This window comes from Myxococcus virescens, from assembly GCF_900101905.1.
GTDB lineage: Bacteria > Myxococcota > Myxococcia > Myxococcales > Myxococcaceae > Myxococcus > Myxococcus virescens.
Window position 1 is genome coordinate 479,118 of the sequence record NZ_FNAJ01000001.1, and the last position, 24,183, is coordinate 503,300.

20 protein-coding genes and 1 pseudogene are annotated in these 24,183 nt (G+C 69.1%); 10 read left to right on the top strand and 11 right to left on the bottom strand.

Annotated features, from left to right (window positions below):
* The first annotated feature begins 18 nt into the window (after positions 1 to 18).
* Positions 19 to 642 (top strand): MiaE family protein, encoded by a 624-nt coding sequence (locus BLU09_RS01975; protein WP_011551383.1) that lies wholly within the window; start codon positions 19 to 21, stop codon positions 640 to 642.
* A gap of 4 nt (positions 643 to 646) precedes the next feature.
* On the opposite strand, the gene BLU09_RS01980 is transcribed toward BLU09_RS01975, so the two are convergent.
* Positions 647 to 2,509 (bottom strand): SLC13 family permease, encoded by a 1,863-nt coding sequence (locus BLU09_RS01980; RefSeq protein ID WP_090484774.1) that lies wholly within the window; start codon positions 2,507 to 2,509, stop codon positions 647 to 649.
* 210 nt (positions 2,510 to 2,719) lie between these two features.
* On the opposite strand from BLU09_RS01980, the gene BLU09_RS01985 reads away from it, so the two are divergent.
* The 3 genes from BLU09_RS01985 to BLU09_RS01995 all read left to right on the top strand — a co-directional run bounded on the left by BLU09_RS01985 (position 2,720) and on the right by BLU09_RS01995 (position 6,904).
* Complete coding sequence (locus BLU09_RS01985) at positions 2,720 to 4,513, top strand: phosphoenolpyruvate carboxykinase (GTP) (RefSeq protein ID WP_090486929.1); 1,794 nt, start codon at positions 2,720 to 2,722, stop codon at positions 4,511 to 4,513.
* Between the two features lie 142 nt (positions 4,514 to 4,655).
* Positions 4,656 to 5,474 carry a hypothetical protein gene (locus BLU09_RS01990; RefSeq protein ID WP_090484776.1) on the top strand — a complete coding sequence of 273 codons (819 nt, stop codon included), beginning with the start codon at positions 4,656 to 4,658 and terminating at the stop codon, positions 5,472 to 5,474.
* On the top strand, positions 5,474 to 6,904 hold the full coding sequence (locus BLU09_RS01995; RefSeq protein WP_090484777.1) for an ABC transporter substrate-binding protein: 1,431 nt from the start codon (positions 5,474 to 5,476) through the stop codon (positions 6,902 to 6,904). The genes BLU09_RS01990 and BLU09_RS01995 overlap by 1 nt, the downstream gene beginning before the upstream one ends.
* 12 nt (positions 6,905 to 6,916) lie before the next feature.
* On the opposite strand, the gene BLU09_RS02000 is transcribed toward BLU09_RS01995, so the two are convergent.
* The 6 genes from BLU09_RS02000 to BLU09_RS02025 all read right to left on the bottom strand — a co-directional run bounded on the left by BLU09_RS02000 (position 6,917) and on the right by BLU09_RS02025 (position 11,800).
* Positions 6,917 to 8,083 (bottom strand): pyridoxal phosphate-dependent aminotransferase, encoded by a 1,167-nt coding sequence (locus BLU09_RS02000; protein WP_090484779.1) that lies wholly within the window; start codon positions 8,081 to 8,083, stop codon positions 6,917 to 6,919.
* A complete protein-coding gene (locus BLU09_RS02005; protein WP_090486935.1) occupies positions 8,080 to 8,358 on the bottom strand; it encodes a hypothetical protein in 279 nt (92 codons plus the stop codon). The genes BLU09_RS02000 and BLU09_RS02005 overlap by 4 nt, the downstream gene beginning before the upstream one ends.
* A gap of 132 nt (positions 8,359 to 8,490) precedes the next feature.
* Entirely contained in the window at positions 8,491 to 9,174 is a 684-nt protein-coding gene (gene bioD / locus BLU09_RS02010) for a dethiobiotin synthase (protein WP_090484781.1), read from the bottom strand.
* Positions 9,167 to 10,342 (bottom strand): 8-amino-7-oxononanoate synthase, encoded by a 1,176-nt coding sequence (gene bioF / locus BLU09_RS02015; RefSeq protein WP_090484783.1) that lies wholly within the window; start codon positions 10,340 to 10,342, stop codon positions 9,167 to 9,169. The genes bioD and bioF overlap by 8 nt, the downstream gene beginning before the upstream one ends.
* Positions 10,343 to 10,349: 7 nt before the next feature.
* Entirely contained in the window at positions 10,350 to 11,390 is a 1,041-nt protein-coding gene (gene bioB / locus BLU09_RS02020) for a biotin synthase BioB (protein ID WP_011551374.1), read from the bottom strand.
* A gap of 140 nt (positions 11,391 to 11,530) precedes the next feature.
* On the bottom strand, positions 11,531 to 11,800 hold the full coding sequence (locus BLU09_RS02025) for a GlsB/YeaQ/YmgE family stress response membrane protein (RefSeq protein WP_090484785.1): 270 nt from the start codon (positions 11,798 to 11,800) through the stop codon (positions 11,531 to 11,533).
* Between the two features lie 183 nt (positions 11,801 to 11,983).
* Here BLU09_RS02025 and radA point away from each other — a divergent pair, with 183 nt between their 5' ends.
* The 4 genes and pseudogenes from radA to BLU09_RS02045 form a co-directional block, all read left to right on the top strand.
* Positions 11,984 to 13,351: a DNA repair protein RadA gene (gene radA, locus BLU09_RS02030; protein ID WP_090484787.1), complete on the top strand. Its 1,368-nt coding sequence runs from the start codon at positions 11,984 to 11,986 to the stop codon at positions 13,349 to 13,351.
* Between the two features lie 86 nt (positions 13,352 to 13,437).
* Positions 13,438 to 14,778, top strand: coding sequence for an AHH domain-containing protein (locus tag BLU09_RS02035; protein ID WP_167371011.1), 1,341 nt, complete (start codon positions 13,438 to 13,440; stop codon positions 14,776 to 14,778).
* A 15-nt stretch (positions 14,779 to 14,793) separates the two neighbouring features.
* Complete coding sequence (locus tag BLU09_RS02040; protein ID WP_090484791.1) at positions 14,794 to 15,363, top strand: imm11 family protein; 570 nt, start codon at positions 14,794 to 14,796, stop codon at positions 15,361 to 15,363.
* Positions 15,364 to 15,877: 514 nt separating this feature from the next.
* A pseudogene (locus tag BLU09_RS02045) lies at positions 15,878 to 16,537 on the top strand (glycosyl hydrolase family 18 protein); the annotation flags it as partial.
* Positions 16,538 to 16,604: 67 nt separating this feature from the next.
* On the opposite strand, the gene BLU09_RS02050 reads toward BLU09_RS02045, so the two are convergent.
* Complete coding sequence (locus BLU09_RS02050) at positions 16,605 to 17,150, bottom strand: dihydrofolate reductase family protein (protein WP_090484793.1); 546 nt, start codon at positions 17,148 to 17,150, stop codon at positions 16,605 to 16,607.
* 308 nt (positions 17,151 to 17,458) lie between these two features.
* Here BLU09_RS02050 and BLU09_RS02055 point away from each other — a divergent pair, with 308 nt between their 5' ends.
* Positions 17,459 to 18,952, top strand: coding sequence for a sensor histidine kinase (locus BLU09_RS02055; RefSeq protein ID WP_090484795.1), 1,494 nt, complete (start codon positions 17,459 to 17,461; stop codon positions 18,950 to 18,952).
* Here BLU09_RS02055 and BLU09_RS02060 read toward each other — a convergent pair.
* The 3 genes from BLU09_RS02060 to BLU09_RS02070 all read right to left on the bottom strand — a co-directional run bounded on the left by BLU09_RS02060 (position 18,936) and on the right by BLU09_RS02070 (position 22,501).
* The gene (locus BLU09_RS02060; RefSeq protein ID WP_244171357.1) at positions 18,936 to 20,726 is read right to left on the bottom strand and encodes a methyl-accepting chemotaxis protein; all 1,791 of its coding nucleotides are present in this window, start codon (positions 20,724 to 20,726) and stop codon (positions 18,936 to 18,938) included. The two genes, BLU09_RS02055 and BLU09_RS02060, sit on opposite strands and share 17 nt — an antisense overlap.
* Before the next feature lie 219 nt (positions 20,727 to 20,945).
* Positions 20,946 to 21,689, bottom strand: coding sequence for an iron-containing redox enzyme family protein (locus BLU09_RS02065; RefSeq protein WP_090484799.1), 744 nt, complete (start codon positions 21,687 to 21,689; stop codon positions 20,946 to 20,948).
* A gap of 230 nt (positions 21,690 to 21,919) precedes the next feature.
* A complete protein-coding gene (locus tag BLU09_RS02070) occupies positions 21,920 to 22,501 on the bottom strand; it encodes an NUDIX hydrolase (protein WP_090484801.1) in 582 nt (193 codons plus the stop codon).
* A gap of 163 nt (positions 22,502 to 22,664) precedes the next feature.
* Between BLU09_RS02070 and BLU09_RS02075 the strand changes: the two genes are divergently transcribed.
* Complete coding sequence (locus tag BLU09_RS02075; protein ID WP_020478237.1) at positions 22,665 to 24,074, top strand: sigma-54-dependent transcriptional regulator; 1,410 nt, start codon at positions 22,665 to 22,667, stop codon at positions 24,072 to 24,074.
* The last annotated feature ends 109 nt before the right edge of the window (positions 24,075 to 24,183 follow it).

A 24,183-nucleotide genomic window follows, 5' to 3' on the forward strand; every position in this document is an offset into this window, starting at 1 on the left:
CGTACAGTCCGCGCCCGCATGAGCCGTCCCACGCCTTCCCGCCGTCCCCTCTCTGGAGAGGGCCCCGTCATTCTTCACGCCGCCACCGACCCGCGCTGGCTGCCCCTGGCGCTCGAGCGGTTCGACGAGGTGCTGGTGGACCACGCCCACTGCGAGAAGAAGGCCGCCGCCAACGCGCTGTCCATGCTCCAGGCCTACCCGGACCTGCCGGGGCTGCCCTCGCAGATGGCGCGGCTGGCGCGCGAGGAGAGCGCTCACCTGGCCCGCGTGTTGGACTTGATGGCGGCGCGTGGCCTCACGCTGACCAAGGACGCGGGAGACCCCTACGCCCAGGGCCTGCAGAAGCTGATTCGCACGCCCGCCGCCGAGCGCCGCATGGACCGGCTGCTGGTGGCCGCCGTCATCGAAGCCCGCTCCTGCGAGCGACTGTCCCTGCTGGCCGAAGGCCTCACCGACCCGGCCCTGGCGCGCTTCTACGGCGAGCTGGCCCAGTCCGAGGACGGCCATCAGTCCCTCTTCTACCGGCTGGCCGTCACTGCGTCCGAAGGCGACGAAACCAGCGTCAAGGCGCGGCTGGAGTGGATGCTGGAGCGCGAGGCGCAGGTCATCACCGACGTGGGGCTGCGCGCCGCCATCCACTGAGCCGTCACGGCCCCGTGGGCGCCCGCAGGCCCTGGGCCGGGCGATGCGCCACCGGCGCCGGTGAGGTGCCCTTCTCCAGCGGCCACGCCCAGGGCACGGCCACCGTGAGCAGGACGACCAGCACCGCGGTGAGCGGCGTGCCCAGGCGGAAGAAGTCCGTGAAGCGGTAGTGCCCCGGCCCGTACACGAGCACGCAGCTGGGCTCCAGCGGGGTGATGAACGAACAGCTGGCCGCCAGCGTCACCGCCATGGCGAAGGGCCGCGCGTCCACGCCGAGCTGCTGCGCGGCGTTGATGGCCACGGGCAGCACCACCAGCGCCGCGGCCTGGTTGCTCATCGGCGCGGACAGGACGATGGTCAGCACCATCAGCACCACCATCACCATGCGTGGGCCCCCCAATGCGCCCAGCGCCGCCACCCTGTCTCCCACGAACGCGCCCGCGCCGCTCACCTCCATGGCCAGCCCCAGCGCCATCATGGAGCCGATGAGCAGCACCACGCGCCAGTCCACGCGGAACGCGGTGCGCGGGTCCACGCAGCCAGTGGCAATCATCAGCAACATGCCGGTGAGGCCCGCCACCGACAGCGGCACCGCGTTCAGCGAGCCCGCCGCCAGCGCGCCCAGGAACAGCGCCACCGCCAGCAGCGCCTTGCCGTAGCGCGGCGGCTGGTACTCGTGGCCGCTGAGCACCGTCAGGTTGCCGCCCCGCGCCAGTTCGTCCACCCGGTCGCGCGCGCCGCGCAGCAGCAGCACGTCTCCCACCGACAGCGGCAGCATGGACAGCGAGCGCTCCCCGAAGGTGCGCCCCAGGAGCTGGAGCTTGGTGACGCGCTGGATGGCGGGCTTGCGGTGCAGGGCCAGCGCCACCAGGCCGTAGCGCTCCACGAAGAGCGTCTCCTTCAAGCTGCGCCCCACCAACGGGCTGTCGGGCGGCACGCTGGCTTCGATGAGGATGGAGTCCTTGTCGTGCAGCTCCTCGTCGGACAGCCGCACGTCCGGGCGGATCTGGATGCCGCGCAGGTCCTTCACCCGCAGAATCGCCTCGCGGTTGCCCTCGATGAGCAGCCGCTCGTCGCCGTGCAGCCGGTAACCCGGCACCGCGGACAGGGCCTCGCCGTCGCGGATGATGCCGATGACGCGCAGCCCCAGCCCCTCCGAGATGTCCCCCAGCTCCTTGCCCACGTAGCGCGAGTCCGGGGGCAGCACCGCCTCCGTGAGGTAGTCGCGCAGCGTCCAGTCCTCCATGGCACCGCGGCCCTCGCGCGCCGGCAGCAACCACGGCGCCAGCAGCACCACCCCGAGGATGCCGACAATCGCCAGCGGCAGCCCCACCGGCGCCAGCTCCGTCACGCCGATGCCCGGCATGCCCAGCCGCTGCATCGCCGCGGACATCACCAGGTTGGTGGAGGTGCCGTAGAGGAACACCATGCCGCCCAACATGGAGGCGTACGCCAGCGGCAGCAGCACCTTGCTCTTGGGCACCTTGGCGCGCTGGGCCGCGCCGATGGCCACCGGAAGGAAGGCCGCCGTCGTCACCGTGTTGGAGATGACAGAGGAGAAGGCCGCCACCGCCACCATCATCGCCATGACGAACGTCTGATGGCCGAAGCGGGCGAAGAAGGCCAACCGTTGACCCACCAACTGAACCACGCCCGTCGATGCGAGCCCCTGCGTCATCGCGAGCAGCGTGAAGATGAAGATGACAGTGTCGTTGCTGAACCCCTCGAACGCCTGCACCGGCGTGAGCACGCCGGTGAGCGCCAGCAGGCACACCACCACGAGCGAGCTGACCTCGATGGGAAGCGTGTCGAACGAGAACAGCACCAGCGCGACGACGACAACACCCAGGACGATGGCGATGGTCATAAGGCCCGCCCCAACCTGTATTCGCTGCGCTGATATGGCGAGTGCCGTGGCGCAGTGCGCCGTTTACTTCTGGATGACCGGCCGCTGATAAGTGGAATTAGGAGCGGCCTGTTCGGTACCAAGGCGGGTGACCGGTCGCGGGTTGCATTTATGCCCCCCTTCCAGAACGTTTGGGGCCTGTCTCCAGACCTGAACCACGAGGACGAATTCATGGCTTCGACGCAAGTTGCGGCGGAGGGCCAGCAGGCCCCCACGAAAAACCCCACGCTCCTGGCCTGGGTGGCCAAGATGGCCGAGATGACCCAGCCGGACAGCATCGTCTGGTGTGACGGGTCCGAGGCGGAGAAGAAGCGGCTGACGGACCAGGCGGTGAAGGAGGGCATCCTCATCCCGCTGAACCCGGAGAAGCGCCCCAACAGCTACCTCCACCGCTCCAACCCGAACGACGTGGCGCGCGTGGAGCACCTCACGTTCATCTGCACGCCGAACAAGACGGACGCCGGCCCGACGAACAACTGGATGGAGCCCGAGGCGGCCTATACCAAGCTGGGCAACCTGTTCACCGGGTGCATGAAGGGCCGCACCATGTACGTGGTGCCCTACGCCATGGGCCCCATCGGCAGCCCCTTCACCAAGCTGGGCGTGGAGCTGACCGACAGCATCTACGTCGTGCTGAACATGCGCATCATGGCGCGCATGGGGAAGCAGGCGCTGGACATGCTGGGTGACAGCGACGACTTCAACCGCGGCCTGCACAGCACCGGCGACGTGGACCCCGACCGCCGCTACATCTGCCACTTCCCCCAGGACAACACCATCTGGAGCTTCGGCTCCGGCTACGGCGGCAACGTGCTGCTGGGCAAGAAGTGCCTCGCGCTGCGCATCGGCAGCTACCTGGGCCGCGAGGAAAGCTGGATGGCCGAGCACATGCTCATCCTGGGCGTCACCAGCCCCAAGGGTGAGACCACGTACGTGGCCGCCGCCTTCCCGTCCGCGTGTGGCAAGACGAACTTCGCGATGATGATTCCGCCCCCCGAGTACAAGGGCTGGAAGATTGAGACCGTCGGTGACGACATCGCGTGGATGCACCCCGGCAAGGATGGCCGCCTGTACGCCATCAACCCGGAGGCCGGCTACTTCGGCGTGGTGCCCGGCACCAACTACAAGACGAACCCCAACGCGATGGAGTCCATCGCCAAGGACACCATCTTCACCAACGTGGCGCTGACGGCGGACGGCGACGTGTGGTGGGAGGGCAAGGACGGCGAGGTCCCCGACGAGCTCACCGACTGGCAGGGCCGCCCCTGGAAGAAGGGCAGCACGGAGAAGGCGGCGCATCCCAACAGCCGCTTCACCGCGCCCATGTCCAACAACCCGGCGCTGAGCCCCAAGGCCAACGACCCGATGGGCGTGCCCATCTCCGCGCTCATCTTCGGCGGCCGCCGCTCCAACACCGTCCCGCTGGTGCTCCAGGCCTTCAACTGGACCCACGGCGTGTTCCTGGGCGCCACCATGGGCAGCGAGACGACGGCCGCGGCCACCGGCAAGGTCGGCGTCGTGCGCCGCGACCCCATGGCCATGCTGCCCTTCTGCGGCTACCACATGGGTGACTACCTCCAGCACTGGCTGGACATGCAGAAGCACATCGCCCAGCTGCCGAAGATCTTCCAGGTCAACTGGTTCCGCCAGGACAAGAACGGCAAGTTCATGTGGCCGGGCTTCGGCGAGAACATGCGCGTGCTGGAGTGGATCGTGAACCGCGTCCACGGCCGCGTCCCCACCCAGGAGACGCTGCTGGGCTGGGTGCCCCGCGCCGACCAGGGCCTCAACCTCAATGGCCTGGACCTGGCCTCCGACGTGGTGACGGAAGTCACGTCCATCAAGGAGGACGAATGGAAGGCTGAGCTGAAGAGCCAGGAGGTCTTCTTCGAGCAGCTCGGCACCAAGGCGCCGGACGCGCTGATGCTCCAGCGCAAGCTGCTGATGGCGCGCCTGGACCACTGAGTCCCCGCCTGCCTGTCGCAGGCTGAACCCCCGGGGCCGCCTCCCGCTCGCACCGAGCGCGGTGGGCGGCCCCTCCATTTTTCACAGGAAGTAATAGTCAGCGCTTCGACCTTCCCGGAGCTCCGCGCTAGGCTCTCAGGTCATGAGACTGGCTTTCGTGTTGTCGGTGATTCTCGCGCTGGCGCCACCGGTGGCGTTCGCGCAGCGCGGAAAAAATGCAGCGGCCCTCATCAAGGACGGCGAGCGGCTGTACCAGGCAGGCAAGTACCGCGAGGCGGCGGATGCGCTGAAAAAGGCGCATGAAGCCCAGCCCCACCCGCGGCTCATCTACAACATCGCCATCTCCCTCGAGAACGCGGGAGAGCTGCGCGAGGCGGTGACCTGGTACCAGCAGTACGTCGGCGCCACCGACGGCACGGACCCGACGCTGCTCAAGCGCAGCGCGCGCAGCATCGACCGGCTGCGGGTGCTCATCGAGAAGGAAGACCAGGTCGCGGCCGCGACCAACGCCGAGCGCCAGCGGCTCCAGGACGAAGCGGACGCCGCGCGCCGGCAGGCGGAAGAAGAGCAGCTCGCGGCCCGCCGCGCCGAGGAGGAGAGCCGGCGCCAGCAGGAGGCGGAGCTGCAGCGCGCGTTGACGTCCTACAAGCGCCAGCGCATCGGCGCGTTCGCCGCGGCGGGCGTGGGCGCGGCGGGCGTGGTGGCGGGCGTGCTGTTCGGCATGCAGGCGCGCGACGCGCGTGAGCAGTTCGACGGCGCCACCCGGGTGGAGACCAAGGAGGAGTTCGCCGACAAGACGCGCAGCCGGGCGCTGCTGGCGGACGTCGGCTTCGGCGTGGGACTGGCCGGTGTCATCACTGCCATCGTCCTCTACCCGAAGGATGGCCCCCCGGTTGCGGGGGAGATTCGAGTCACGATGGCGCCCAAGGGCGCCGGAGCAGGAATGGCGGTGAGCTTCTGATGCGCGCGCTGCGATTGATGATGACGGGAAGCACCCTGCTGATGGCCGGGTGCAGCTTCACCACCGCCAGTGGACTGACCGAGTGCGAGACGTCCTCGGACTGTGAAACCGCGCAGGTGTGCACCGCTGGCTACTGTCTGCCGCAGCCAGAGGGCTGTGGAGTGGTCTACGGCCCGGCCTCCGCGGCCAACGCCATTCCCCTGGGCGCCACGGTGCCGCTGAGCACCTCCGACGGCCCGGACGAGTCCGAGGTGCAGGCGCTCAACGCCATCAAGCTGGCGCTGGACGAAATCAACCAGCGGGAGGGCGTCAATGGCCGGCCCTTCGTCCTCCACATCTGCGACACGCGCTCGGAGCCGAACCGCGCCGCCGAGCAGGCCCAGTGGCTGATGCGCGAGCGCCAGGTGCCGATGATCTTCACCTCCAGCAGCGCCCAGGCGCTCGCGGTGTCCTCGTTCACCGTGCCCAACGGCGTGCTGATGATGACGTACAGCGCCACCAGCCCGGACCTCGCCGCCATCAACGACCAGAACGGCACCACGGCAGGCCTCGTCTGGCGGACGGCCCCGTCCGACGTGCTGCAGGGCCGCATCATCGGAGACCTGCTCCAGGGCAACATCCTGGTGAACGGCGCCCCGCTCTACGACAGCATCTCCAAGGTCGGCATCAGCTACGTGAATGACGCCTACGGGCAAGGCCTCTTCGGCGTGACGCTGGGGCGCATCGACGCCACCCAGCGGACCGTGACGTCCGCCCAGTACACCCGCAACAGCGCCGACGTCTCCAGTGTGGTGCAGCACATCACCACCAGTCTGCCGGATGTCGAGGTCCTCATCGGCTTCTCCGAGGACAACGCGCGCATCATCAACCAGACGGCCACCGCGGGCCGGAACACCCAGCGGTGGTTCTTCACCGACGCCGGCAAGGACCGGGGCCTCTTCACCTCGCTGGGCGCCAACGAGGCGCTCGTGGACGATGCCTACGGCACGTCTCCGGCGCAGGCCCGTCCAGACCTCGTCTATCAGCTGTTCGCCCAGCGCTTCCGCTCCGCCTTCAACCAGACGGACCCGGGGCAGTACTCCTTCACCGCGCACGCGTATGACGCCATGTACCTGGTGGCGCTCGGCGCCGCGTACGCCGCCGGTCCCGACGTCAACACCCCGCAAGCCATCACCGGCGCGCGCATTGCGGATGGCCTGGCGCTCGTGACGCCGGGCGAGGCAGGCACGTCCCTGAACTACAACCTGGGCACGGAGGGCTTCGCGGGCGCTCGCGCGGCCATCCGCAATGGACAGGTCATCAACGTGACGGGCGCCAGCGGCAACCTCGACTTCGACGCCACGGGCGAGGCGCCGTCCGAGTACGAGCTGTTCCGCGTGAAGGACGGCGGGTTCCAGACGGTGCAGCTCATCGCGCCGCCCACGGAGTGACGTGACGGGGCCTCAGGGCCCCAACGTCCGCGCGAGCACCTCGACGGCGGCGGCGAAATCCTCGGGCTGGGGCAGCAGCGACAGCACGAGGAAGGCGCCGCCGCCGAAGTCGTAGAAGTAGCCCGGCTGCACCCGCACGCCCGCGTCCAGCAGGGCCAGGCAGGTGGCCTCCTCGCCGGGCGCCCTCGGAATCCGCACCACCGCGCTCCACCCGCCCTCCGCCGGCACCACGTCCCAGCGGGCGTCGCGAGGCCGGGCCGCGAGCAGGCGCTGGCGGTTGCCCCTCACCCGCTCCAGCACCGCCGCCTGGAAGCGCGGCGCATGGGCCAGGAGCGCGGGCAGGGCCCGCTGCACGGGCGTGCCCACGGGCAGGTACGTGTCCCCCACCCAGTCCAACCGGGCCAGCGCCTCGTCACGGAGCGCCGCGGGCCCGCCCACGTGCGTCCACGCCAGCTTGAGCCCGGGCAGCCCCGCGGACTTGGAGAGGCCGGAGAGGGCGAAGGTGAGCATCGGCAGCGCGCGCCCCGCCACGGTGGCCACGCGCCCGGGCGCAGGCGCCCATGCGAAGGGCGAGAAGACTTCGTCGCAGACGAGCGCCAGTTGGCGGCGCGCGCACACGTCCGCCAGCGCCGCCAGTTCACCTTCGTGCAGGAAGTGGCCAGTGGGGTTGCCGGGGTTCACCACCAGCACCGCGCGGGTGCGCGCGTCGCACGCCGCAGCCACCTCCCCCGCGTCCAGGCCGAAGCCATGCGCGCGCGGCAAGGCGTAGGAACGCGTCTGGACGCCCTCCAGGCGCGCGAGGTGCTCGAAGAGGGGGTAGCAGGGGGCCGGGACGAGAACGTTGTCCCCTGGCTCGCACAGGAGCTTGAAGAGCCAGCCGTAGGCTTCACTGGTGCTGGAGGTCAGCAGCAGGTGCGCTTCGGAGACCTGGGCGCCCCGCGCCGCGAAGTCCGCCACCAGCGCCTGTCGCGCGGAGGCGAGCCCCAGGGACTCGGGTTCGTAGGTGAAGGCGTCGTCGGGGGCCAGGAGCGCCGCGTCCGGCAGGGGCAACCCCACACGCGTGGGGTTGGATTCCGTCAGGTCCAGGAGGGGGCATCCGCTGGCGCGCAGCCTCTCGAGCGCCCGTGCCAGCGGGTTGGGGGTCCGTGCGAAGTCCGTTCGCGCGGAGAAGCGGCTCACAGGCCCGTTTGCAGCATGGCGTTCGCGACACGACGAATCAGGTCGCGGCGAACCTCCTTGCGGCAGTGCTCGATGGCCTTGTCGTGAGGCCGGGGAAGTTGAGGGTCGCGCGCGCGCAGAGCGGTCCGGAGCACGAGTTCCACCTTGGAGGGCTCGATGTGAAAGAGCCGAGGCCCTTCCTTTTGCAGGAAGTAGGAAAGCCCCCTCTGGTCGATGAGCTTCTTGTAGAACCGCCGGACGTCCGCGAGGAACGTGAGATCGATGATGTCCGCCATTCGTGAGGCGTTCTCGCGCGGAAAAAACGGCACGTCCATTTCACGGCCGCATGTCCCGAAAACTTGCGCGACCTGTAGCACTGGCCCTCGGAACGAAACGCGCCGGAGGCCGATTTTCCGGCCTCCGCGCGCTCAGGGCAGCAGCGGCCGCAGCGCGCGGCGAAACGCGGCATGGCGGCGCCGCGCGTCGGGAAGATAGGGCACCGGTCCCAGCACCGGGACGCCGTGCCGCGCCTCCAGGAGCCGCCGGTTGTCGCGCTCCGAAACATCCTTCGCGGATGTCCCGCGCGACAGCAGCACGGCCCGCACGGGAATGCGGCGCGCGGCCAGCGCCTGGAGCGACAGCGCGGTGTGGTTGAGCGTGCCCAGGCCCGCGCGCGCCACCAGCAGCACCGGCAGGCGCAAGGTGGCGATGAGGTCGATGACGTCGTGCTTCGAGTCCAGCGGCACGAACAGGCCCCCTGCCCCCTCCACCACGGCGTTGCCCCCGCGCAGCCGACGCCACGCGGCCAGCGTGACGTCCCAGTCGGGCTCGCGTCCCAGGCGGCTGGCGGCCACGCCGGGGGCCACGGGCAGGCGGAAGCGGTGAGGACACACGTCATCCACGCTCAGCGAGCTGCCCGCCGCCGCGCGCAGGGCCAGCGCGTCCGCGGGTGCACGCAGGGACGCGCAGCCGCTCTCGTAGGGCTTGAAGCCCTGGGGCCGCAGCCCCGCGTCCGCCAGCAGCGACAGGAGCGCGCACGACGCCTGCGTCTTCCCCACGCCGGTGTCCGTGCCCGTCACGAAAATCTGGAACGGCTTGCCACGCTCAGCCACGGCGGACTCCCACGGTGCGCAGCGCCTCCAGCGCCAGGTCCACGTGGCCCACGGTGTGGGAAGCGGACAGGCAGAAGCGCAGGCGGCTGGTGCCCTCGGGGACGGTGGGCGGGCGGATGGCCTTCACCAGCACGCCCGCCTCGCGCAGACGGCGCGCGGCGTCCAGCGCTCGCTCGGGCTCGCCGAGGATGATGGGGAACACGGCGCTGCGAGGCTCGGCGCGCACGCCCAAGCCGCGCAGGCCGTCCGCGAAGCGGCGGATGTTGCGCCACAGCCGCTCGCGCAGGTCCGGGTCCCCCTCCACGGCGTCCACGGCGGCCTCGGCGGCGCCGCACAGGTGCGCGGGCAGCGCGGTGGAGAAGACGAAGGGCCGCGCGCGGGATACCAGCAGGTCCGCCACCTCGCGTGAGGTCGCCACGTACGCGCCCATGACGCCCAGCGCCTTGCTCAGCGTGCCCATGCGCAGGTCCACCGCGTCTTCCAACCCCAGCTCATCGCAGAGGCCCGCTCCGCGTGCGCCCAGCACGCCGGTGGCATGCGCTTCGTCCACCATCAGCGCGGCGCCGTGGGCCCGGCACGCGGCGACGATTTCGCGCAGCGGGGCCACGTCTCCGTCCATGGAGAAGACGGTGTCCGTCACCACCAGCTTGCGGCGCGCGGGCGTCTCCGCCAGGGCGCGCGAGAGCGCCTCCACGTCCGCGTGGGGATAGACGCAGACGCGGGCGCGTGACAACCGGCAGCCATCCACGAGCGAGGCGTGGTTGAGGGCATCGGAGAAGACGGCGTCCTCGGGCCCCACCAGCGCGGGGATGATGCCGGTGTTGGCGGCGTAGCCACTGTTGAACAGGCGCACGGCCTCCGCGCGCTCGAAGGCGGCCAGCCGCGTTTCCAACCGGTGATGCGCGGCGGTGTCGCCCACCACCAACCGGCTGGCACCGGTGCCCACGCCGTAGCGCTCCACGGCGACCAGCGCCGCGGCACGCACGGTGGGTGACGCGGCCAGCCCCAGGTAGTCATTGGACGAGAAGTTGACGAGCGTCTCGCCCCCCACGCGCACCACGGGCCCCTGGGGAGAATCCAGGGGCTCCAGATAGCGACGCAGGCCGCGCTCGGACAGGGCCTCCAGGTCCTCCCGGGCCCACGCCGCCGCGACGGCTTCATCACTCACGGTGGGCTCAGCCTTCCTGACGCGGCTCCAGAGGGCGGATTCCCGCCTTCTCCAGCAGGGCCATGTCCTGGGTGTACTCGGGGTTGCCGGTGGTGAGCAGCTTCTCGCCGAAGAAGAGCGAGTTGGCGCCCGCCATCATGCACAGCAGTTGCGCCTCTTCGTTCATCTGCTGCCGGCCTGCGGACAGGCGCACCATGGACTGGGGCATCAGGATGCGCGCGGTGGCGATGGTGCGCACCATGTCCACCGTCTCCACGCGCTGCTGCTCCTGGAGCGGCGTTCCCTCCACGGCCACCAGCGCGTTGATGGGCACCGACTCCGGGTGGTGCTCCTGGTTGGCCAGGGTGCGCAGCAGGTTGCAGCGGTCATCCACCGACTCGCCCATGCCGATGATGCCGCCGCAGCACACGGAGATGCCGGCGTCGCGCACGCGGTTGAGCGTGCGCAGGCGGTCTTCATAGGTGCGGGTGGAGATGATGTCGCCGTAGTGCTCGGGCGACGTGTCCAGGTTGTGGTTGTACGCGGACAGGCCGGCCTCGCGCAGGCGCTTCGCCTGGCTCTCGGAGAGCATGCCCAGGGTGGCGCACGCCTCCATGCCCAGCGCGCGCACGCCGCGCACCATCTCCAGCACGCTGTCGAACTGCGGACCGTCCTTCACCTCGCGCCACGCGGCGCCCATGCAGAAACGGGTGGCTCCGGCGGCGCGGGCCTTGGACGCGGCATCCAGCACGTCCGGCACGGCCATCAACTTCTCCGCCTTGACGCCCGTCTTGTAGCGAGCCGCCTGCGGGCAGTACGAGCAGTCCTCCGGGCAGCCGCCCGTCTTGATGGACAGCAGCGAACAGAGCTGGACCTTGTTGTCCACGAACACGGCCCGGTGGACCGTCTGGGCCTTGTGCACCAGGTCCAGCAGCGGGAGCTCGTAGAGGGCCCTCACCTCCGACAGCGACCAGTCATGGCGCACATCCACGCCCGCCGGTGGCGGCGCGGCGACGTGGGCGTGACCGGAGAACTCGCTCTCGCTGGAGACAGTGGCGGTATCGGGCATGGGCTCCTCTACGGACGGATGAGGGCCCGAACGTGCGTGGACCCCGGAAAGTTGTCAACGCCCGCGAGCAGGTTGGTTGACGACTCTCCAGGGTCCATCTCCCCCCAAGAGGGGCTCAGCGTGTCAGCTGACGCGCGGCACTAGACGTGGACGCGGCGGCCCCTGCCTGCCAGGCCCACCAGGAACAACACCAGGAGTGCGCCCAGGACGGAGAACAGGAGTCCCGTCGGGTGCAGGTCGAAGATGCGGCCATCACTGCGGAAGAGCGAGGCGACGAAACCGCCCACGAAGGAGCCGGCGATGCCCAGCAGCGTGGTGGCGAGGAGCCCCATCGACTGGTTGCCCGGCATGAGCGCGCGGGCAATCAGACCCGCGAGAAGGCCAATGACCAGAAACGCGATAATCCCCATGACTACCTCCCTTGCTTGTTTAGCGACGCAGGGTGCGACGCCCACCTGGGAGCAAACCTGGGTTGCCCCACCCGTTCGTACAACTTGGCACCGGGGGGCTTGACATGGCGCCTGCCTGCTCTGCGGGCATGCCTGCCTGCAAGGTCGCAAAAACGTCAGGGTTCCGCGCTATTCACCCAACCCATGGCGAAGGCGAAGACGCACTACACCTGTCAGGCGTGTGGATACAAAACGGCGAAGTGGCTCGGGAAGTGTCCGGACTGTGGCGCGTGGAGCTCCCTGCTGGAGGAGACGGATCCGAAGGCGGATGAACGACGTCCGGCCTGGGGTGCCTCGGGCGGTTCGGCGCGGCCCATGCTGCTCAAGGAAGTGAGCGGCGAGACGGAGACGCGCCGGCGCACGGGCATCGCCGAGTTCGACCGCGTGCTGGGCGGCGGCGTGGTGAGTGGGTCCATCGTGCTGCTGGGTGGCGATCCGGGCATCGGCAAGTCCACGCTGCTGCTGGCGGCGTTGGACAGGCTGGCGCGTCACGGACCGGTGCTCTACGTCTCCGGTGAAGAGAGCCTGCGACAGACGAAGATGCGCGCCGAGCGGCTCCGGGTGGAGGGAGACGCCATCCACCTGTTCGCGGAGACGGACGCGGAGCGGGTGCTGACGGCAACGGAGGCGTTGAAGCCCCAGGCGCTGGTGGTGGACTCCATCCAGACCATGTACCTGCCGGAGCTGGGCAACGCGCCCGGCAGCATCACCCAGGTGCGCGAGGTGGCGGGCCGGCTGATGGCCTACGCGAAGCGCACGGGGGTGCCCACGTTCCTGGTGGGCCATGTGACGAAGGAAGGTTCCATCGCGGGCCCGCGCGTGCTGGAGCACATGGTGGACACGGTCCTCTACTTCGAGGGCGAGCGGGGTCACCCGTTCCGAATCCTGCGCGCGCACAAGAACCGCTTCGGCTCCACGAACGAGATTGGCGTTTTCGAGATGAAGGGCGCGGGGCTGGTGGAGGTGTCGGACCCGTCCGCCCTCTTCCTGTCGGAGCGGCCGGTGGGCAAGTCCGGCAGCGTGGTGACGAGTACGCTGAACGGCACGCGCCCACTGCTGGTGGAGGTGCAGGCGCTGGTGGCGCCCACGGGCTACGGCACCGCGCGGCGCACGGCGATTGGCGTGGACGGCAACCGCGTGGCGCTGCTGGCGGCGGTGCTGGAGAAGAAGGAGGAGATTCCGCTGGTGGGCTGTGACTTGTTCGTCAACGTGGCGGGCGGCATGCAGCTCACGGAGCCGGCGTGTGACCTCGCGGTGTGCGCGGCGCTGGTGAGCAGCCTCCAAAACCGGCCGTTGGACCCGAAGACGCTGGTGCTCGGCGAAGTGGGCCTCGCCGGAGAGGTGCGCGCGGTGGGGCAGGTGGAGCCGCGACTGGCGGAGGCCGCGAAGATGGGCTTCCAGCGCGTGGTGCTGCCCGCGGGCAGCGCGCGGCGGCTCGAAGACGCCGGTCCGAAGATGAAGATTGTCGGCGTGGAGACGCTCGGCGACGCGCTGGTCGCGATGTTCGACTGAGCCGACGCGGGCACAGCGTTGGCGGCAACGGATAACCTGGGAGCGGGCACCGCTGAATGGCGGGATGCCCATCCCGGGGGACCTCCATGCTGCTTCGATGGGCGCTGCTGCCACTCCTGTTCTTCGCCGTGAGCTGTTCGGCCTCTCGCCGCGTGCGTCTCGACATCGGCGATGAGGCGCCCATCCTCGTCGCACCTCCGGACGCGACAGAGGCCAATCTACGAGCTTCCCAAGTAGAGGCGGGGGCGTTTCAAGAAGCGCTGGCGAGACTCGCCTGGGACGTGCGGCCCGCTCGACAGCCACTGAATCACGCACGACTCCTGATGGGCGTACCTCGGCGCAGCGGCGTGTACTGGTACGAGGGCCGCAGCCAGAGGCTCATCCCCCAAGACGAAAGCGACCAAGGTCCTCGCTTACGAATGTCGTACGCGGATGACGAACTCACGCGAGCGTACGGCCAGTGGTGTCACCGCAAGGGCCAGTCTCGCGATTGCCTGCGCCTCCTGGACGAAGGGCCGCTCATTGCGAGCGACGGCAAGTACGCGTTGGCCATGGCCATCGCCATGGACTCGGTCTGGGAGGAGACCGCCGAAGCGTTGGAAGGCATGACGGACCCGCAGGCCGTGATGGCAACGGTGACAGCGTCGGTGAGCATGTATCTGCTTCTCTGGGCGCTGCCGGAGCCCACGAGCAAGGGAGTCGCAGCGCTCATCACCGCGACCGCCATTGCCTATCTGGGAGTCGACATGGTGTGGCGGCTGCTTGACGGATGGGTGTCACTGGTCCGAACGGTGGACCACGCCACTACGTTCGAGCAACTCAGCGAAGCCGGCGAGTCCTATGGAGAAGTCCTTGGCGTGAATGCAGCCCGGGTCTTCGTCATGCTGGCCACTGCCGCCATTGGAAGCACCGCGGGGTTCGCGGCAAAGTCCTCGTCGCTGCCCAACTCCGCACGGGCAGCCCTCGCCATCGAATCCCAGGCAGGGCTTCGATTCGCGTCCATTGGCAACGTGGGCTCGGTGGCGATGACCGCTGAGGGTTTTACCGTGGCCCTGGCCCCCACCGCCGTGGCCATGTCGACGCAGGACTCTTCAAAACGCTGGACGCACCAGCACCATCTCGCCACGAACAAGAACAGCGTGTCCACGGCACGCGGTGGCCCCTGGACACCGAGATTCGAGGAGTTCTTCAAGAAGGCGGGGATGGAGCTGAAGGACCCAGAGAACATCGTTCCCGTTCAGGGACATCATGGACCACACCCACAGGAGTATCATGCGTTGGTCTTCGCGAGACTCCGTGATGCAACCCGAGCATGCCGCACCGTGGAGTCCTGTCGGAAGGCGCTGACCTCGGCGCTCAACGAAATGGCAGAGGAAGTCATCACGCAGGGAACAGAGCTCAACAGGCTCGTGACCCGGGGCAAGTAACGGTAAGACTCCGCCATGGCACATCGCTACTTCGCGCTGTCCGAAGACGTCCAGCCAGGGCACTGGTACCTGGGTGAGCCTCGACGTGCCGTGACGCACGAAGAGGCAGACGCTTGCGAGTTCACTGCGGGAAGGCCCATCTCCATCCAGGGCCGCATGAAAGTCCCCGTTACCGCGACAGGCCGGCCATTGGACTTTTCGACCGCGGGAATCAGCGCCACCCCCATCGTCCACGTCAAGGTGGCAACCCGCCTCTCGGAGCTGGCACCCGACGACGTGCAGTTCATCCCCGTGGACGTCGAAGGCCAGCCGGACCAGTACCTCATCCTCGTAGCGACGAAGCTCATTCGGTGCATTGACCCGAACGCGACCAGGGAAGTCCGCTACTGGAAGCCGGAGCACGGCCAACCCGAGCGAGTGGGCGAATACCGCTCCGTCGCGGGCCTGCGCATCGACCCGGGCCTTGTGGGCGATGCCAAGCTGTTCCGGACATGGGGCTGGGACATCGCCCTGATTGTCTCTGAGGACCTCAAGGTGGCCATCGAGCAGGAACAGACCACGGGCGCACGCTTCACCGAGGTGTAGACCGGTCTTCCTGAAGGATTTCACCAAGTGACCCAGCGCCCCAGCAACCCTGTGCTTGCTTACAGAAGTCTTCCCAAACAGTGCTCCGGGAAACTGCCTTCTTGAGGTGCTGACATTCTCAGCCTCCTCGTCAGTCAGACGCATGGCTCACCGGCTGCTCCACGGCCTGAGCAACAGGCGAAGCGCTGAAACGGCCCCCCCATGGAGACCTCACCTGTGGCTTCCAGCTCGCGCGCCGTCTCCGCGACGTTCGGTCCCTGAACGGGCCTCTACTTCCACCACCCCGGCGTTTCCACCAGCGGACACTGCGCTCGATGTCGCCAACGTCACGATGGACGGCATCGCCATCCAGGAGGGCGCGGGCCGCAACCTGCCGGTGATGGCCTTCGACAGCGTCCGCCTGGGTACGGCCACGCTGTCAGCTCCGAGCGGCCTCAAGGCGGTGGTCTCGGCGACGGACGTGTCCCGGACGTGGAACAGCATCAGCGGCGCCACCGTCGATCACGTCTACCGCGCCACTTCCAAGGAGCTCCGCGCGGCGCGGCCGAACATGCTGCTCACCTTCCCCGTCGGGTGGCTCAACAGCAACTTCGCCAGCAACGCGGACCCGTGGTTCGCCAATCTGGCGCCGTACCTGGACCAGAGCAACATCATGTCCAACGAGATGATTGGTCCGTGGGACGGCTGGCAGTCCTGGTTCACGTCCGCGCTCTACGGCGAGTCCGGCAACCGGCCGACGTCCGTGTCCTCCAGCCTCCAGGGCTGGGCCGGCACGGGCATCCCGAAGGCGAAGCTGGGCATGGGCATCCCCGTCTACGGCATGGCGTGGCGCAACATCACCGGCCCCTACCAGGACTTCACCCACTGGTCCGACTCCGTCGGCAGCGACAACTCCTTCACGTACAAGAAGATTCAACAGCTCTCCGCGTCGGGCACGTACCGCTGGGACGCGATGGCGGCGGCCAGCTACGTCACGTTCAACACGCCCGTGGAGGACTGCACCGTGCGGTGGAGTTCCTATGGCAGCCCGGAGGCCATCGCCGCCAAGGGCGCCTCCGCCCGCGACAACGGCGTCGGCGGCACCATCATCTGGACCATCAACCAGGGCTGCACCAACCCCACCACCGGCGCCAACCCGCTGCTGGACGCGGTGAAGGGCGCCTTCCTCCAGTAACCACACCCGGAGGGAGCGCATCCAAGTCACACGGACACGCTCCCTCCCGAGGTACCGCGAGTCAGGCCTACGGCCGGGGCATCACGGCGTAGCGCAGCAGCACGACGCCGTTGGCGTAGACCTTGGTGGACTTCAGGTCCAGGTCCACCACCTGCTTCAGCGAGGACGCCAGCAGGATGCCCGAGCCGAGTATCAGCGGGTTCATCTTGAGCAGGACCTCGTCGACCAGCCCCTCGGCGAGCAGCAAGCCGGCGAGCGCGCCACCACCGCTCAGGTAGATGTCACCGCCCTCCTGCGCCTTCAGACGCCGGACCTCGCCCACCGCGTCGTCCGACACCAGCTTCACCCGCGGATTCGGGCTCTCCTTCATCGTGCGGCTGAAGACGTAGGTGTCCATGTTCGGATAGGGGTCCGTCACCCCCACCTTGAGGCCGCCGTCATACGTGCGCCGCCCCATGAGCACCGTCGCATAGGTCGCCAGCGACGCGACGTAGTCCGCGACGTGCTCGCTGTCCTTGATGAGGCGGTCCTGCATGAAGGCGCCGTACGTATCGTCCTCGTGGGCGATGAAACCGTCGACGCTGGTGGCAACGTGGTACTTGAGCTTTCGCATACGTGTTCTCCATGCCGCGCGCGCAATGGCGCCGGTCATTCAGGTTCAGGAAGACGACTGGGAAACACAGCGGGGACCCACGCATCCGGACAAAAGCCCACGTCATCGCCACGGCACATCGGCCGGAGCGGCAAGGGCAATCACGGAAGCCTGGGTTAGCGAGCGAAGGTCATGGGACAGCGCCGTGAGGCGCCACATATAAAGTACGCACACGAACGCGCCCTCGGCAACCCCCATCCGAGCAGGCAGCAGCACACAGCCGCGCCCCCGCGAGGGAGACGAGGCTCGATTAGAGTCCCGCCCCGGACATGCCCCACGTTGCCCCACACACTTCGCGATGGCGTGACGCGCTGGGCTCGCTCTCCGCACGGCTGCTGGTGGCGTTCCTCGTGCCCACCCTGCTCTTCGTCGCGGTGGCGGGCACCGCCGTCTACCAGCTCGCGCGCGTCATCCTGGAAGAAGAGCTGGGCACCAGCCTCAGCGGCATCGCCGCCGCCACCGCCACCCAGGTCCATGGCGAGCGGCTGCTGACCATCGAACCCGGCGACGACGTGGCGAGAACCCGCACGTGGCGCAACTTCGTCCGCACCTTCGAGAACATCGCGGAGGCCAGTGGCGTGCGCCGCGTCTACGCCGTGGACACGCAGGGCCGGATGCGCGTGGACGTCGGGGGCGGACTCCCGGTGGGCGCGGAGATGCCGGAGCTGGCGCGCGACAGGCTGGAGCTCACCCGTGTCTTCGCCGGGGAGCGCGCCGCCAGTCAGGTGCTCTTCACCGGCTCGGACGGACAGCGCTACAAGACGGGGTATGCGCCCATCCTGTACGAGGGCCGCGTGGTGGGCGCCGTGGGGGTGGAGGCCAGCGCCGCCTTCTTCGGTCCCCTGCAGCGACTGTCACGCACCTACGCCATCATGGGCGCGGTGGCGCTGAGCGCGCTCGCCGTCATCGCGTTGGTGACGGCGCGCGGTCTGGCCCGGCCGCTGCGGCGGCTGATGGCGTCCGCGCTGCGAATCGGCCGGGGCGACCTGACGACCCCGGTGCCACCGGAGCCCACGCTGGAAATCGGCGTCCTCGCGCGCGAGCTGGAGGACATGCGCGGCGCCCTGGAGAGCCGGGACCGTCAGTTGAAGATGATGCTCGCGGGCGTGGCCCACGAGGTGCGCAACCCCATTGGCGGCATCGCGCTCTTCTCCGGAATCTTGAAGGAGGACCTCCAGGCCGGCGCCCACGCCGACGCGGGCGCGCACGTGGAGCGCATCCAACGCGAGGTCACCTACCTCCAGCGCATCGTCGAGGACTTCCTCGCCTTCGCCCGCGAGCAGCCCCTGGCCCGCGCGCCCGTGGAGGCCCCCACCCTGCTCTCCGTCGTCTGCGAGCTGATGGCCGCCGAGGCCAGCGCCCGCGACGTCACAGTGGACATCGACGCCTCCCCCGCGGTGCTGGAAGCCGACGGCAGCCTGCTCACCGCGGCGCTGGTCAACCTGGTGAAGAACGCGGTGCAGGCCTCTCCCCCGGGCGGGCGCGTGCAGGTGTCCGGCGCGTCCAACGACGGCCACTACACCATCCAGGTCCGCGACACGGGCCCTGGCGTGCCCGGCACGGCGCGCGAGCGCATCTTCGAGCCCTTCTTCACCACGCGCGAGAAGGGCACCGGCCTGGGCCTGCCACTGGCGCACAAGATTGCGCTCGCACACGGCGGCGCGCTGCGGCTGGACTCGGCGCCGGGAGACACGCGCTTCATCCTCACGCTGCCGCTGGGTGGGAAGCCGGGCCACGGCGCTTCCGTCACCCCGCCGCGTTGAACTGCCGCGCCATCCGCGCCACGTCGTCGGAGACGACCCTCAGCGTGTCGGTGGCCTCCTGTGTGGACTCCAGCCGCTTCAGCGTGGCGTCCATGAGCTGCGACAGGTCTGCGATGGCGTCGAAGATTTGCGTGAAGCCGGCATCCTGCTGCGTCACCGCGGCGGCAATCTGCCGGGCCGCGGTGGAGTTCTCCTGGGCGATGCGAGACAGCTCCCGCAGCGAGTCCCCCGACGCCCGCATCTGGTCCAGGCCCGTGCCAATGGTCTGCACGCCGGCCTCCCCCATCTTCGCCGCGTCGCGGATGCCCGTGCTGACGTCCTGGAGGATGCCGCGGATGCGCCGCGTGGCCTGGATGGACTGGTCCGACAGGCCGCGAATCTCGCGGGCCACCACCGCGAAGCCCCGCCCCTGCTCGCCCGAGCGCGCCGCCTCGATGGCCGCGTTGATCGCCAGGAGATGGGACTGGTCCGCCAGGTCCTTCACCGTCTCGGTGATTTCGCCAATCTGCGTGGTGCTCTGGGCCAGCCGCGTCAGCCGTTCCTGGATGCCGTCCACCACGCGGCGGATGTCCGCCAGGCCGTTGAGACTCCGCTCCACGGCGGCCTCGCCCTGCTGTCCCAGGGCCTCCGAGCGGCGGGCCACTTGAAGCACCTCCTCCGCTCGCTCGACGGCCATCAGCGACGTGCGCCGAATCTCCTCCGACGTCATCTGCGCCTCGTGCAGCGCGGACGCCTGACGGACCAGGCTCTGCTGGTGCTCATCGTGCGACTCCCGGAGGTGGCGTCCCGCGCCGCTCAGCCGCGTGGCGGAGGCATTGAGCGACAGGGGCAACTGCCGCAGGCGGACGAGCACCGCGTTCATGCCAGCCGACAAGTCCCCCATCTCATCCGTGGACACCCAGGCGGGCGAGACGACGCGCCCCGCGGACAGTGACTCGATGGCCACACCCACCGCGCCCGCCGCGTGCGCCTGGCGGCGCGCCAGCATCCAGGTGGTGACGGCGGGAATCGCCAGCAATCCGCCCACCCAGGCCAGCCCGAACGCCAGCTCACCCGCCAGCATGCCGCCCATGCCCATCAGCGTCTCCGCCGAGCCGTGCGCGCCCTCCGCCACCAGCGCATTGCGCAGTTCGTCCCGGACGCCTTGCAGCTTCACCAGCACCACGCACCCGCTCAGCACCAACGCGCAGAGGCTGGAGCCAATGAAGGTGACGGGCATGAACCAGGCCTGCCGCGGCCAGAAGAAGCCGCCGCCCTTGAGCGCCAGCGTCGGGTCCTTGCGCTGCTCCTCCAGCGCCAGCGGCAACAGCAACCGCTCCAGCGTGACGCTGATGGGAAAGCCCAGCACCACGCCGAAGCAGATGCCGATGAGCGTGCCCACCACGACCAGGGACAGGTCCTTCTTCCACAGCAGGCACACGTGGAGGCTGAACCAGAGGCCTCCCAGCGACCATGCGCCCCACGAGGCTGCGACCGCGGCGCGCCACGGCAGGCGCAGGATTCGCTCCAGCCGCGCGCCGGGCACGTCCTCCGGCCGCTCCCGCAGCGCGCCGTTCACCAGCACGTGCATCACGAACGCGGGATACGCGATGCCCAGGCCCACGATGATGGGTGGCAGCACCCACGCCACCGCAATCAGGCCCGACCAGCCCGCCACGCCCATGGCCATGCCATTGAGATATGCGGCGATGGGCGCCACCGGCAGCACCCACAACATGAACACCTTGAGCGCACGTCCCCGGTACTCCTGGATGACCTTGTCTGCGGCATTCATGTGGCACATCCCCCCGAGGCCATGGGCTCACACCCCGAGGGCAGAGCCGGAAGTCCTCACCCGCAAGTACGGCACTCTCCGCGCGAAGCGGACAGGCGGGTCATCCGGAAGCTGCCGCCTTCCGGACAGAGCACATGAAACACGGGGCCCGTGAGCCCCCGCCGGGCCTCGAGGTGTGCGGGAGGCGCACCAGAGGGCTGTGCGCTGGTGTCGCGCGATTCAGTCGTTGCAGCACGCGTGGAGCGCGGCGGCATACATCTGCAGCGACTTCCTGGCCGCTGCCTGGACGCGGGAGGGCTCGCCGGTGTCCGCGTCGGTGGACAGCTTGATGATTTCCAGCGCCTCCTCCGGGTGCTGGTCGTCATAGCGCGCGTGAACCTTGAGCCACATCATCGAATGCGCGTCGATGCGCGCGCCGTCCTCGGCATAGGCGCGGAAGGGCTCCACCACCTCCCGCGTCCACACGCCGGTGATGCCTTCCACCGCCCAGTTGGACGCGGCCACGCCTTCGGCCAGTGTCCCGTGCGCGCAGGTGTCGAGCAGGAACTCATGCAGCGCTCGCACCTCCGGCAGGGGGCGCAGGGTGAAGACATCTTCCGGCGCCAGGCCGATTCCGCGCATCCAGTCGATGAACCACTCCGCATGCTTCGCCTCCACGCCCAGGTTCTGCAGCAGCCAGCGGCGGGCACTCGCGTCGCCGGGACGCTGGCCGTAGGTCGTCTTCGCCAGCGACAGGCCCATGTATTTGGGGAAGGACTCGACGATGAGGAAGAAGTGGGACAGCACCCGCCGCCAGTGACGCAGCGGTGGACGCTGGCCGTCAGCCGTCGCGCGGAACAACGGAGGCCAGCAGGCCGCGTTCCACTCGTCGCGCACGGACTCCAACATCGACTCCAGCCAGCGCGGGTGCGCGGTGGGCGTGAGCACAGGGGGACTGTAACGGTGGGGCGCGGCGGACGACATGGGCACGGCTCCTGGCTTCCCGACGGGTGACAGGCCGGCATGGCCTCCCTCACCCGCCCAAGCAGGACGGCATGGTTGCAATCGCTTTCCAGCGGCACCATCGACCCAAAGGCAATCAGGCCGTGTTTCCCATATTTTGTTTCAAATCCGGGTGCGGGCGCGCGCGCTCGGTCCGCGAAGCCACAGTGCCCCTGACCACGAGGCCGTGCGCGCTTCCGCTTTCGAGCGCTTCAGGGCGCGGAGGCCACCACGCGCCGGGCCTTCGCCAACATGCGGCGCAGAGGCACTTCGTCCGCATGCGTCATCGCTTCGTCCCAGGTGAGCCACCGCACGCCGAAGGACTCCGCCGGGTCATGCACCAGGGCGTCGGGGTTCTCCGCCACCACGAGGAAGCGCACGTCCAGGTGGCGGTGCTCCGGCTCGTCGCGGCGCGCGGGGATGGTGTGGATGTCCACGTCCAGCGGCCGGGGCGCGGCCGGGTGCAGGGACACGCGGCATCCCGTCTCCTCACGGGCCTCACGCAGCGCCGTGGCCTCCATGTGGCCCGCGTCCGTGACATCCGCGTGTCCTCCGGGTTGCAGCCAGCGCTGGAGCTTGCGGTGATGCAACAGGACGACGCGCGCGCCCTCGGGGTCCACCACCACCGCGCTGCCCGTGAAGTGGGCTTCCAACTGCTCGCGGGAGAAGGGCCGTGCCAGGGAACGGGCGAAGTGGCGCATGCGCTCCAGGTCCTCGCGCTCCTTCACGTCCTCGGGAACGTGACGCTCGAGCAGGGCCAGGAGGGACGCGGCGGAAGAAACTTCGGATTCCATGCCTCCCCGTACTGCTCCCGGCCAGGCGGCGCCAGCACCTTCGCACGCCCGTGACAGGTGACAACCTCCTGAGCCGGTGGAGCGAGCCGGTCCGGATGTGCTCTCATGCGGCGGCTCCGGGAGGCGGGCCGGCCTCGGGTTGCAGGGAGAATCGACTCACGCCATGGCGCGAATCCTCGTCATCGACGACCACGACACGCTGCGTGAAGGGATGGCTGTCACCCTCACTCGGGCGGGCCACACCGTGTCCGCGGTGCGCAGTGGGCAGGACGGACTGGCCGCCTACCGCAAGGCGCCGTTCGACCTGGTCGTCACCGACCTGAAGATGGACGGCATGGACGGCATCGAGGTGACGAAGTCGCTCAAGGCGCTGGATGCCGGCGCCGTCGTCATGGTGGTGACGGCCTTCGGCACCATCGAGACCGCGGTACAGGCGATGCAGCAAGGCGCCTACGACTTCATCACCAAGCCCTTCCCGCCCGAGGTGCTGCGCGCCAAGGTGGACAAGGGGCTGGAGCTGGCCTCCACGCGCAAGCAGGTGGAGCGGCTGACGGCGCGCACCGCCGCGCACGACACGGACGCGGCCCTCACGCACGGCAGCCTGGTGGGCGACAGCGAGCCCATGCAGCGGCTGGTGTCCCAGGTGCTCAAGGTGGCGCAGAGCGACGCCACGGTGCTGGTGCGCGGAGAGAGCGGCACCGGCAAGGAGCTGGTGGCCCGGATGCTCCACCAGCGCTCCCCGCGCCGAGACGGCCCCTTCATCGTCGTGCACTGCGCGGCGCTGGCGGAGACGCTGCTGGAGAGCGAACTGTTCGGGCACGAGCGCGGCGCCTTCACCGGCGCGGTGAAGCGCAAGCTGGGGCGCTTCGAGCTGGCGGACGGCGGCACGCTGTTCCTGGACGAGATTGGCGAGATTCCCGCCTCCGTGCAGACGAAGCTCCTGCGCGTGCTCCAGGAGAAGGAAATCCAGCGCGTCGGCGGAGAGGACACGTTCAAGGTGGACGTGCGCGTGGTGAGCGCCACCCACCGGGACCTCCAGGCCGAGGTGAAGGCCGGACGCTTCCGCGAGGACCTCTACTACCGCCTGCACATCGTTCCGGTGGTGCTGCCGCCCCTGCGCGAGCGGCCCGAGGACATCTCCCTGCTGGCCCGGCACTTCGTGGCCAAGCACGCCATGCGCGTGAACCGGCGTGTCATGGGTTTGGACGACAGCGCGCTGCGTGCCCTGGCCCGCCACGCGTGGCCCGGCAACGTGCGCGAGCTGGAGAACGTCATCGAACAGGCGCTCGTCTTCGCCGAGGGTGAGCAGCTCACCGACCTGGACCTGCCCTCACACCTCACTGCCAGTGGCACCCCGCGCGTCGAGGCGGGCCTGCCAGTGCTCCAGGGCGACCGCCCCCTGCCCGACATCCTGGAGGATTTGGAGCGTCAGCTCATCGCCCGGGCCTATGAGAAGGCCAGCGGCGTGAAGACGGAGACGGCCCGTCTGCTAGGTATCAAGACGTCCGCGCTGTACTACAAGCTGGAGAAGTACGGCTTCCTCCCCAAGGGGACGCCTCCCGAGGAAAGCTGAACCTCGAAAATCTGTCACCCGCCCCCGCCCCCCATGACTTTTCACCGGTATCCCACCTCCGCCCCTGTCCCCCTGGATGCTCCAGGTGTCCGGAATTGTTGGGCGCCGA